The sequence below is a fragment of the Thermobacillus sp. genome (assembly GCF_003390775.1).
GTDB classification, from domain to species: domain Bacteria; phylum Bacillota; class Bacilli; order Paenibacillales; family Paenibacillaceae; genus Thermobacillus; species Thermobacillus xylanilyticus.
On sequence record NZ_QEWA01000028.1, the window covers coordinates 1 to 11317 of the forward strand.

Sequence of the window (11317 nt, forward strand, 5' to 3'; positions counted from 1 at the left end):
GGACAGAGCGGCCAAAATGCTCGCGAAGGCAGCAAAATAAGGAAGAATAAGGTAAATGGGCAGTCCTGAAAAAGGATGGGGATGAGGTGATGTTCACGATCGGACTTTTTCAGGAGCAACTAAATAAAATCGAATATTCCGAATTATTGATGTGTGTTTGATTCACATGAGAACGATTTCATCATTTTGCGCATCATTGAAACACATCCAGATCCAACACCACATTGGAGGGATGCTTTCATGCGTCGACGTCGTCCGCTGTTCATGATGCTGGTGTGCCTTCTCTTGACAGCGCTTGCCGCGCCGGTACATGCCGCGGGAGCGAATGCCGATCGCGGCGGCAAGCCGGGGCAGCCGACCCGCGATCCGCAGCCGCCGGCATTTACGGAAGTGTCGGTGCACGACCCGTCCATCGTCCGGCACGGCGGCACGTATTATGTGTTCGGCTCGCACATCGAAGCCGCGAAATCGACCGATCTGATGAACTGGACGCGGTTCACGAACGGCTACACGACGCCGGGCAACACGCTGTACGGCGATCTGTCCGCGAACCTGGCCGGCTCCTTCGCCTGGGCGGGCGAGAACGACGCCGACAGTCTCGGCGGCTTCGCCGTCTGGGCGCCCGACGTCTTCTGGAACGAACATTTCGTGAACGAAGACGGTACGAAGGGGGCGTGGCTGATCTATTACAGCGCGTCGTCGACCTACATCCGCTCGGCGATCGGCTTCGCCGCATCGAAGCATATTGAAGGCCCCTACACCTACGTCGATACGATCGTCTATTCCGGCTTCACCCGCGACGAGGCGTACGACGCGAACAGCAGGGTGAACAAGAAGTGGACGAACACGAACCTGTCCGCGCTCGTCGAGAGGGGCGTCCTGGACGGGCCGAATCCGAACTGGTTCAACGCGAACGGTTCGTACAACAACACCCTGTATCCGAACGCCATCGACGCGAACGTGTTCTATGACAAGGACGGCCGGCTCTGGATGACATACGGCTCGTGGTCGGGCGGCATTTTCATTCTGGAACTGGACAAGCAGACCGGACGGCCGATCTATCCGGGCGAGGACGGCACGACGCCCGACGGCCGGATGATCGACCGCTACTTCGGCACGAAGATCGCCGGCGGCTACACGAAATCCGGTGAAGGCCCGTACATCGTCTACGACCGGGAGACGGATTATTATTATCTGTACATGTCCTACGGCTGGCTCGGCTCGGACGGCGGCTACAACATCCGGGTGTTCCGTTCGAGACGGCCGGACGGGCCGTATGTGGACACGCTGGGGCAAAATGCCGTGCTGCCCGGCAACGTCGACCATACCCCCTACGGCATCAAGCTGATGGGCAACTTCCTGTTCGAGCGTCGCATCGGCGAACCCGGCGAAGGAATCGGCTACGGCTACGTTTCGCCCGGCCACAACTCCGTCTACTACGTTCGCGCGAGCGGTGCTGACCGCGACGATCACGTACGGCCCGGAGCGCGCGGTGAAGACGTTCCCGATCACGGTGCTGCCGCGCCGGCCGGCGACGCTGGCCGCGCACTACGCGTTCGAAGGCAATCTGGACGATGCTACGGAATCGTTCGCCTCCGGCACGCCAATCGGCGACCGGATCGACAGCGTCGGCGGGACGATCGGCTATGCCGAAGGGAAGATCGGCCGCGCCGCCGTGTTCGACGGTGCATCGGGCGTCCGGCTGCCGAACGGGCTGATTCAGGGCGACGCGTACTCCGTGTCGGTCTGGCTGAAGCCCGAGCAACTCACGATGTACACGACGACGTTCTTCGGCGCGCGAAATCCCGACAACTGGGTCAGCCTCGTGCCGCGCGGCCCGGCCGGCGGGCAGACGATGGTCTGGTCCGGCAGCGCGTGGTATGACGGCGCCGCGGGCCTCACAATCCCGACCGGCGAATGGTCGCATCTCGCGTTCACGGTGGACGGCGGGGAACTCGTCGTCTACGTGAACGGCGAAGAGCGGTTCAGGGGCGCGAACTTCCCGCACGTGTTCACCGTGCCGGACGCGGTCTTTGCGCTCGGCGTGAACTGGTGGGACCCGCCGTACCAGGGGTTGATGGATGAGCTGCGCATCTATGAAGGCGCGCTGCAGCCGTACGAAGTTGCCGCCCTCGCGGGCGCGGGCGGGTGATCAGCCGCGTAAAGCGCACACAACGGCATGTTGCAAGCACAAGCCGGCGGAAGGCCAAACGGTCCTCCGCCGGCTTCTCTCATTTATATTGAAAACTAATAAATTCGATAAGATCCTTTTCATTGAATCCTGTTCCACCCTGTGCTACTCTAAATAAATAATGCATACCTCTTTACTTGGAATAGAAACCGGAAAGCAACACAGCGAGGTGGAAACGTTGGTTCTTCACGAGACGAACAGCCCGTTCCGTCAGGATCAGGCGGAGCTGCTGAACAAGCTGCTGCCGACGCTGACGGACGGACAGCGCATCTGGCTGAGCGGCTATCTGGCCGCCTCCGTCGGCGGCGCCGTCACGGCGGTTTCCGCGCCTGCCGCGCCGCAGGCGGCGGCAGCGCTGGCGGAAGCTCTGCCCGCCGCGCCCGCGGCGCCCGCGCTGCCGAAGGAAGCAACCGTGCTCTACGGTTCGCAGACCGGCAACAGCAAGAAGCTGGCGAACCGGCTGGCCGAGCGCCTGAAAGGCCAGGGCTACGAGGTAACGGTCAGCGCGATGAACGATTTCAAGCCGAACACGCTGAAGAAAGTGGTCCGGCTGTTCATCGTCGTCAGCACGCACGGCGAAGGCGACCCGCCGGACAACGCCCTCGGCTTCTACGAGTTTCTGCACAGCAAGCGGGCGCCGCAGCTCGACGGCATGCCGTTCGCCGTGCTGGCGCTCGGCGACACGTCCTACGAGAAGTTCTGCCAGACCGGCAAGGACTTCGACAAGCGGCTCGAGGAGCTCGGCGGCAGACGGATCGCGCCGCGGGTTGACTGCGATGTCGACTTCGAAGATGCGGCGAACGGGTGGATGGACAGCGTGCTCGCCGCGCTGGCCGGCGAGGAGGCCGCAGCGTCGGCCGGACCGGCTCCGGCGGGAGCGGGTCCGGCCGCGGCAGCCGTCTCCGCGGCGGCGCCGGCAGCGATCGAATATTCCCGCTCGAATCCGTTCCGCGCCGCGGTGCTCGAGAACCTGAACCTGAACGGCCGCGGCTCCGCGCGCGAGACGCGCCACCTCGAGCTCTCGCTCGAAGGTTCGGGGCTGACCTATGAGCCGGGCGACGCTCTCGGCATCTATCCGGAGAATCATCCGCAGCTCGTCGAAGAGCTGATCGAGGCGGCGGGCTGGCGGGCGGATGAGCTCGTGCCGGCCGGCAAGGATGGCGAGCTGCCGCTCCGCGAGGCGCTCTCCCGCCATTACGAGATTACGCAGCTGACGAAACCGCTGCTTCAGCAGGCGGCGGAGCTGACCGGCAGCTCGAAGCTGAAGGAGCTGACGGCGCCGGGACAGGAGCAGGCGCTGCGCGAATATATCGCGGGACGCGATCTCGTCGACCTGATCCGCGGCTTCGATCTGAAGGGCGTGCCGGCGAAGACGTTCGTGCCGCTTCTCCGCAAGATTCCGCCGCGGCTCTACTCGATCGCGAGCAGCCCGAAGGCTTACCCGGACGAAGTGCATCTGACGATCCGCAAAGTCGTCTACGAAGCGCACGGCCGCACGCGGTACGGCGTCTGCTCGACGTACGTTGCCGAGCGGGCCGAACCGGGCACGGAAATTCCGGTCTTCATCCAGCAGAACGAGAACTTCCGGCTGCCGTCCGACCCCGATACGCCGATCATCATGATCGGGCCGGGCACGGGTGTCGCGCCGTTCCGGGCCTTCCTCGGCGAACGGGAGGAGACCGGCGCATCCGGCAAGACGTGGCTGTTCTACGGCGACCAGCATTTCCTGACCGACTTCCTCTACCAGGTCGAGTGGCAGCGCTGGCTGAAGGAAGGCGTGCTGACGCGCATGGACGTCGCGTTCTCCCGCGATCAGGAGCAGAAGATCTACGTGCAGCACCGGATGCTCGAGCAGGCGAAGGAACTGTACGCTTGGCTCGAGGAAGGCGCGGTCGTCTACGTCTGCGGCGACGAGTCGCGGATGGCGCATGACGTCCACGCGGCGCTGGAGACGATCATCCGCAGGGAAGGCGGTCTGAGCGAGGAAGCAGCCGCCGAGTATCTGAAGCGGATGCAGCAGGAACGGCGCTATCAGCGCGACGTTTACTAAGAGCCTGCTTGAAATGAAACTAGCGAAAGCGAGGCAACGTGACATGTTCGGTAACAACCTGCTGAATCCGAACAGCAAGCCCCACAGCGACGTCGAGGATATCAAAAAGCGGAGCAACTATCTGCGGGGCACGCTGGCAGAGACGCTCGAAGACCGGATTACCGGTTCGATTCCCGAAGATGACAACCGGCTGCTCAAGTTCCACGGCAGCTACATGCAGGACGACCGCGACCTCCGGAACGAGCGGGCGAAGCAGAAGCTGGAGCCGGCCTACCAGTTCATGGTGCGGGTGCGGGCGGCCGGCGGTATCGTGACGCCGCAGCAGTGGCTGGTGATGGATGAGCTCGCGCGGAAATACGGCAACGGCACGATCCGGCTGACGACGCGGCAGTCGTTCCAGCTCCACGGCGTCATCAAGTGGAACATGAAGAAGCTGATCAAAGAAGTGAACGACGCGCTGCTCTCAACGCTTGCCGCCTGCGGCGACGTGAACCGGAACGTCATGTGCAACCCGAATCCGTATCAGTCGGAAGTGCACGCGGAAGTCTACGAGTGGGCGAAGAAAATCAGCAGCCACCTCGACCCGCGCACGCGGGCGTACCACGAAATCTGGCTCGGCGAGGAGAAGGTGTACGACAGCCGGGACGGCGCGGAGGAGGAACCGATCTACGGCCCGGTCTACCTGCCGCGCAAATTCAAGATCGGCATCGCCATTCCGCCGTCCAATGACGTTGACGTATTCTCGCAGGATCTCGGGTTCATCGCGATCCACGAGGAAGGCAAGCTGCTCGGCTTCAACGTCGTGGTCGGCGGCGGCATGGGCATGACCCACGGCGACCCGGCCACCTATCCGCAGGTCGGCAAAGTGATCGGGTTCACCGTGCCGGAGCGGGTCGTCGACGTGGCGGAAAAAATCGTCACCATCCAGCGCGACTACGGCGACCGGGCGGAGCGGAAGCACGCGCGCTTCAAATACACAATCGACGACCGCGGGCTCGACTGGCTGATCGGCGAGCTGCACAAGCGCCTCGGCTGGGAGCTGGAACCGGCGCGGCCGTACCATTTCGAGCACAACGGCGACCGCTACGGCTGGGTGAAGGGTGTGGGCGGCAGATGGCATTTCACGCTGTTCATCCAGAACGGCCGGATCAAGGATGATGACGACTACAAGCTGATGACCGCGCTGCGGGAGATCGCGAAGATCCATACGGGCGATTTCCGGCTGACGCCGAACCAGAACCTGATCATCGGCAGCGTCACGAGCCAGAAGAAGAAGAAAATCGAGGAGATCATCGCGGCGTACGGCATTACGGACGGGAAGAACTACTCCGCGCTGCGCCGGAACTCGATGGCCTGCGTCGCGCTGCCGACGTGCGGCCTCGCGATGGCGGAGTCGGAGCGCTATCTGCCGACGCTGCTGGACAAGATCGAGCCGATACTGGAAGAAGCCGGCCTGAAGGATGAAGACATCGTCATCCGCATGACCGGCTGCCCGAACGGCTGCGCCCGTCCGGCGCTGGCCGAGCTGGCGTTCATCGGCAAGGCGGTCGGCAAGTACAACATGTACCTGGGCGGCGGCTTCGCCGGCCAGCGGCTCAACAAGCTGTACCGTGAAAATATCGGCGAGGAAGAAATCCTGCGCGAGCTGCGCCTGATTCTGTTCCATTACGCGAAGGAGCGGCGGGAAGGCGAGCGTTTCGGCGACTTCTGCATCCGCGCGGGCTACGTGAAAGAAGTGAAAGACGGACGCGATTTTCATAGTTGATATGGCAAAACGGTCAATCCGGGGATGTTGATTCCGGGTTGGCCGTTTTCTTTTGCCGAACTGTCCCGTCATCGAATAAGCGAAGAATTTTCCTTATTTTGGGACTAAAGCGCGGGTTGACATCGCGGATGGGCCGATCTATATTGTTAAAGTGTATAAATTTTAAATAGATGAACTAAAACGGGGTGTCACCATGGAGTCAGATGTCCGCAGGATCGCCGCGTCGCTGGTGAGACTGCAGAAGCAGCTCAATACAGCCCTGGCGCAGCATCCGGAGATGCCGGTTACGCTGCCGCAGCTCATGCTGCTGAACATGACGTTGCATCACGGGTCGATCAGGCTGACGGCGCTGGCCGAGAAAATCGAGGTGAAACCGAGCGCCGTGACCGTGATGGTCGACCGGCTCGAGAAGCGCGGGCTCGCGCAGCGGGTTCAGGATCCCGACGATCGCCGCGCCGTGCGGGTCGAGCTGACGGAGGAGGGCCGGGAAGTGCTGCGCAAGGCGAGCGACCTGCGGAGCGAGCTGCTCAGCCGCTTCGCGAACCGCCTGGATGCGGGAGAAGTGCGGCAGCTTGCGGATCTGCTCGAGCGGCTGGCCGGAGCGGAAACGTGATCCAATCCCGGCCGTTGGCGGCACCTTGGGAGTGAGGAGAGAACAACATGGAAGAACTGTCACACAAGCGCAAAATGGCCATCATGGCCGCCATCCTGACGGCAATGTTCTTCGCCGCCATCAACCAGACGATCGTCAGCACGGCCATGCCGCGCATCATCGCCATACTGCAAGGGATGGAACATTATACCTGGGTTATTACGATTTTCATGCTGACCTCGACCATTGCGACGATCCTGGTCGGGAAACTGTCCGACATCTACGGGCGCAAGCCGTTTCTGCTCGGCGGCATCCTGATCTTTCTGGTCGGGGCATTCTTGTGCGGGCTGTCGCAAAATATTTTTCAACTGATCGCCTACCGCGGCATTCAGGGCATCGGCGCCGGCATCATCATGTCGACGGCCTTCACCGCCGTCGGCGATCTGTTCTCGCCGCGCGAGCGCGGCAAATGGAGCGGCGTCATGATGTCCGCCTTCGGCTTCTCCAGCGTGCTCGGACCGACGTTGGGCGGATGGCTGGTCGACCATATGGACTGGCACTGGCTGTTCTGGATTTTCCTGCCGCTCGGACTCGTCGCGTTCGTCCTGATCCTGGCGCTGTTCCCGAAGACGGCGCGTCGCGAGTCCGAGACGATCGACTATCTCGGATCGCTGTTCCTCAGCCTGACGATCATCGCGCTCCTGCTCGGATTCTCCTGGGCCGGAACGCGCTATGACTGGGGTTCGCCGGAAATTATCGGATTGTTCGCGGCGGCGTTCGTCTGCGGACTGATTTTCCTGCTGGTGGAAATGAGGGCGAAAAGTCCGGTGCTGCCGCTCTCGCTGTTCAAGAGCGACATCGTCACGATCTCGAACGTCATCGGCTTCCTGATGAACGCGGGCATGATGGGGGCGCTCATCTACATCTCGTTCTTCGTGCAGGGCGTCGAAGGCATCGCGCCGACGTACGCCGGCTATGTGACGATGCCGATGTCGATCGCGATGGTCGTCATGAGCACCGTCATCGGCCGGATGATCACGAAGTCCGGCAAGTACAAGCGATATGCCCTGCTCGGTATGCCGGTCATGGTAGCGGGCATGCTGATCATGGCGTTTATGGACAGCGTCTGGCTGGCCGTGGCCGCGATGATCATTTTCGGCATCGGACTCGGCGTCGGCATGCCCGTCTTCTCCCTGACGGTGCAGAACGCGGTCAGCCCGGCCGATCTCGGCGTCGCGACCGCATCCTCGCAGCTGTTCCGCAACCTCGGCGGCACGATCGGGATCGCCGTGCTGGGGACGGTCATGTCGACGAGCCTCAGCTCGAACCTGAAGGAGAAAATGGCGCAGGGCGGAGCCGCATCGGCGCAGCTCGACGAGGAAACGAGGTCGCAGCTGTCCGCGCTGATGGACCCGAACATGCTCCTGGATCAGCCGAAGCTGAAGGAAGTCATCGCGTCATTCCCGGCGGATGTGCAGCTGATTGCCGAACAGATTGTCGGGGCGCTGCGGGACGCGCTCTCTTCGTCGCTGACGGTTGTGTTCCTGTGGGGTACGGCGATCGTCGCCGCAGCCGGCGTGCTTACATTCTTCCTGCGGGAAATTCCGCTCCGCACATCCAACAAGCCGCCGCAGGAAGGCGCGGACAAGGAGCGTTCCGCGGAGCTTCACCCGGCCCGTTGACGGACGGGCGGTTTCGGCAGGCGGGGGATCGGCAGGTCCCCGCCGGTTCTTTTTCATTATGAAAAAAAGCAGATACAATTTTCATAAAATCGACCTTACCCTTTGCCCCCATCAATGATACAATGGCACTGTGGAAATACTTGGACTGCGGCGCCGGCGGAAGGCGTCCGACACATGGTTGACGGAGGAATGAGGCATGAGTAGAACAATCACTGTACCTGAAAACCCCGTATCGCATTTTCTGTTTAACAGCACCCGTTCGGCCTGGATCTGGTTGATTGTGCGGCTGTACCTCGGCTGGAAATGGCTGGAAGCCGGCTGGCACAAGGTCAATTCGGACGCCTGGGTCGGGGCGAACGCCGGCAAGTCGGTCGAAGGCTTCGTCCGCGGCGCGCTCGCCAAGGCGGAGGAAGGGAAGGATGTGACCGGCTGGTACGCATCGTTCCTGGAGCATGTCGTCTTGCCGAATGCGAAGGTGTTCAGCTACATGGTCGCCTTCGGCGAAGTGCTCGTCGGCCTCGGCCTCATTCTCGGCCTGCTGACCGGCATCGCGGCGTTCTTCGGCTCGTTCATGAACGTCAGCTTCCTGTTCGCCGGGACGCTGAGCACGAACCCGCTGCTGTTCATTCTGGCGACCTGGCTCGTGCTGGCCTGGAAGGTGGCCGGCTGGTACGGTCTCGACCGCTGGGCGCTTCCGCTCCTCGGCACGCCGTGGGGCAGGGTCAACCGATAAACCGTCATGATTCGGCAAAGGCTGCGATGCATCCGTGCATCGCAGCCTTCTTTCATGTTCCGGGGCGGCACAGCGTTCCGGGCAGGCCGATCCGCCCGGCGACGAGGCGGCGTTCGGCGTCCCGGAGGCCGTAAAGCGCCATGATGCGCCGGTCGATCGCCTCGTACAGCTCCCGGCGTCCGGCCGGATCTTCGCAGGCGATCAGCCGGTCGACGAGCGTGGCGATCCGGTCCTGCTCCGCCGGCGGGCAGGCCGGGATCGGCAGCGCTTCGATGTGGCGGCGCAGCACCTTGACGGAAGCGTGCGCGTAGGTGTGATAGAACCGGGCGGGCCGGGAATTGAGCGCGGCGAGTACGTATTTCATGCGGTACCCCGGCGCGCGCGGAATGATGATGTTCGCGCTGTTGAGCGTAAGCGTCCGCCGGTCGTCGTAGGCGAACACGAGATCTGCGTTGATGAACCGGTAGATCAGTTTCTCCGGGGCGCGGTAGAGCGGCTCGGGCGCGGTCTGCTGGTACCGGTCCGGTTCGAACCGGATGTACCGTCCCGCATGGCGGATGTTGTACACGGACACATCGGCGCCCCGCAGCACCGGTTCCCACCCTTCGGGAACCCGGCCGTCCGGGAATTCGCGCACATGGGTGCGGTTGTCGCCGGTGACGATGCCGAGCGCGAAGTCGCACCGGTCCTTGAGATACCAGACGCCGGGCGCGGCGCGCATCCGCTCGAGAACGGCCTGTTCCGCGTCCGCGGCGCGCACGTTGAACGCGCAGCCCGGGTTCGTCCGGAACCGCCGCTGCGGAATGGCGTCCGCCCGGCAGCGGCCGTCCCGGACGATGACGACGTGCCCGGGGTCGGGCGGACGCTTGCGCAGCGTCAGCGTAACGACCGGGCTGCTGACGCCCGCGAACGGGCTGCCGGCCAGCGTGATGCCGAGCATTTCGGTCTGCTCCGCGATGAGGCGGCGCGTCTCGGCGTGCCGGTCGACCGTAAGCAGCGACTCCGGCAGGACGTAGGCGAGCAGCCCGCCGTCCTTCAGCATCGACAGGCCCGCCTCGATGAACAGGCCGAACGACTCCGGACCGAAGCTCGCCGCGGTGCGGAACCGGCGCTTGAACCGCTCCGCTTCTTCCGGGGCGAACTGATAGCCCCAGGGCGGGTTGCCGATGACGAGGTCGTACCGGCCGCCTTCGGGCTCTTCGGGATGCCTGGACGGCGTGCGCAGCGCGTCCTGCCGCCGGATCGGGAAGCCGGCCGGCATGCCGCCGCCGTCGGGTTCGGCGAGCAGGGCAAGGTTGAGCCGCGCCAGATGCACGGCCGTCCCGTCGATGTCGAAGCCCGCAAGCGCGCCATGCGCCCGCAGCATCCGGTCGGCTTCGCGGGCGCTCAAGCCCCGGGCGGTGAGCCGGCGTTTCAGCGCGAGGTAGACGCGGATCAGAATGTTGCCCGACCCGCAGCACGGGTCGATGACGCGCGGCAGGCCGGCATCCTCCGGCCAGACGTCCAGCACTTCGCTCGCGAGCGATTCGACGATCGCAGAGGGCGTGTAGTAGGCGCCGGTCTGCTTGCGCCGGCGCAGGCGGGCGAGCGACAGATGGACGAGGCCGAGCAGGTCGTCGCCCTCCGCGTACGCGGCGGGCAGCCGCGCCAGCTCGCGCAGCCGGCGCCGCGCGTCCGCGTCGAGCGGGGGGACGCCGTCCCCCCGGGCCTCGTCTTCGCCGCCGCGCCCGCACAGCCCGTCGAGCAGGGGCGCGAAGCCGCCGGCATCCAGCCGGCCGTCCAGGAACCGCTCGGCCAGGCTGGCTCCGCCGGCTTCGGGCTGCGCGGGCAGATGCCCGCGGCTCACGAGCAGCTTAAGCGCCAGCTCGAGGAGCGCAAGCCGTGGATCGAGCCGGTCCGCGGCGATCTCGGCCGCCTGCCTGGCCAGCCGTTCATGCGCTTTCGTCCGGACGTAGCCCGCCGGAACGAACGCGCCGTCCGCCGCCGTCTTGTTGCGGCGGCTGCGGAGCCGCGCCGTGAGGCCCGAAGCGAGCGCTTCCTTCAGCGCTTCGACTTCCGCGCGGTCGAAGGCGAGCGTCCGGCCGCTGCGGATGCTGCACAGCCGCCCGGCTTTCGTCCAGTTGCGCACCGACGCGACCGAGATGGACAGGATGCGGGCCGCTTCGGCGGCCGAGATCAGCTCCTTCATGGCGTGTCCCCCCTTTTCCGCAACCCGTTGATCTCCACTGATGATCTCCATTATAGCGAAAATTGTCGGCCTCCACGCGTGGCTCACAGACCGGGACCATCGACTCAATTCCCGAA

7 protein-coding genes and 1 pseudogene are annotated in these 11317 nt (G+C 63.9%); 7 read left to right on the forward strand and 1 reads right to left on the reverse strand.

The window, feature by feature from the left end; genetic code table 11:
- Positions 1 to 240: 240 nt before the first annotated feature.
- The 7 genes and pseudogenes from C6W55_RS18245 to C6W55_RS03900 form a co-directional block, all read left to right on the forward strand.
- Positions 241 to 1455: pseudogene (locus C6W55_RS18245) on the forward strand (family 43 glycosylhydrolase); the annotation flags it as partial.
- A 283-nt stretch (positions 1456 to 1738) separates the two neighbouring features.
- On the forward strand, positions 1739 to 2152 hold the full coding sequence (locus C6W55_RS18250) for a LamG domain-containing protein (RefSeq protein ID WP_483316346.1): 414 nt from the start codon (positions 1739 to 1741) through the stop codon (positions 2150 to 2152).
- A 217-nt stretch (positions 2153 to 2369) separates the two neighbouring features.
- Positions 2370 to 4241 carry an assimilatory sulfite reductase (NADPH) flavoprotein subunit gene (locus tag C6W55_RS03880; RefSeq protein WP_286891549.1) on the forward strand — a complete coding sequence of 624 codons (1872 nt, stop codon included), beginning with the start codon at positions 2370 to 2372 and terminating at the stop codon, positions 4239 to 4241.
- 43 nt (positions 4242 to 4284) lie between these two features.
- Entirely contained in the window at positions 4285 to 6006 is a 1722-nt protein-coding gene (cysI, locus tag C6W55_RS03885; protein WP_286891550.1) for an assimilatory sulfite reductase (NADPH) hemoprotein subunit, read from the forward strand.
- A gap of 193 nt (positions 6007 to 6199) precedes the next feature.
- Complete coding sequence (locus C6W55_RS03890) at positions 6200 to 6619, forward strand: MarR family winged helix-turn-helix transcriptional regulator (RefSeq protein ID WP_286891552.1); 420 nt, start codon at positions 6200 to 6202, stop codon at positions 6617 to 6619.
- Positions 6620 to 6666: 47 nt separating this feature from the next.
- On the forward strand, positions 6667 to 8280 hold the full coding sequence (locus C6W55_RS03895; RefSeq protein ID WP_286891553.1) for an MDR family MFS transporter: 1614 nt from the start codon (positions 6667 to 6669) through the stop codon (positions 8278 to 8280).
- A 196-nt stretch (positions 8281 to 8476) separates the two neighbouring features.
- Complete coding sequence (locus C6W55_RS03900) at positions 8477 to 9013, forward strand: DoxX family membrane protein (RefSeq protein WP_286891554.1); 537 nt, start codon at positions 8477 to 8479, stop codon at positions 9011 to 9013.
- Positions 9014 to 9065: 52 nt separating this feature from the next.
- On the opposite strand, the gene C6W55_RS03905 is transcribed toward C6W55_RS03900, so the two are convergent.
- Entirely contained in the window at positions 9066 to 11201 is a 2136-nt protein-coding gene (locus C6W55_RS03905; protein WP_286891556.1) for a TaqI-like C-terminal specificity domain-containing protein, read from the reverse strand.
- Between the last annotated feature and the right edge of the window lie 116 nt (positions 11202 to 11317).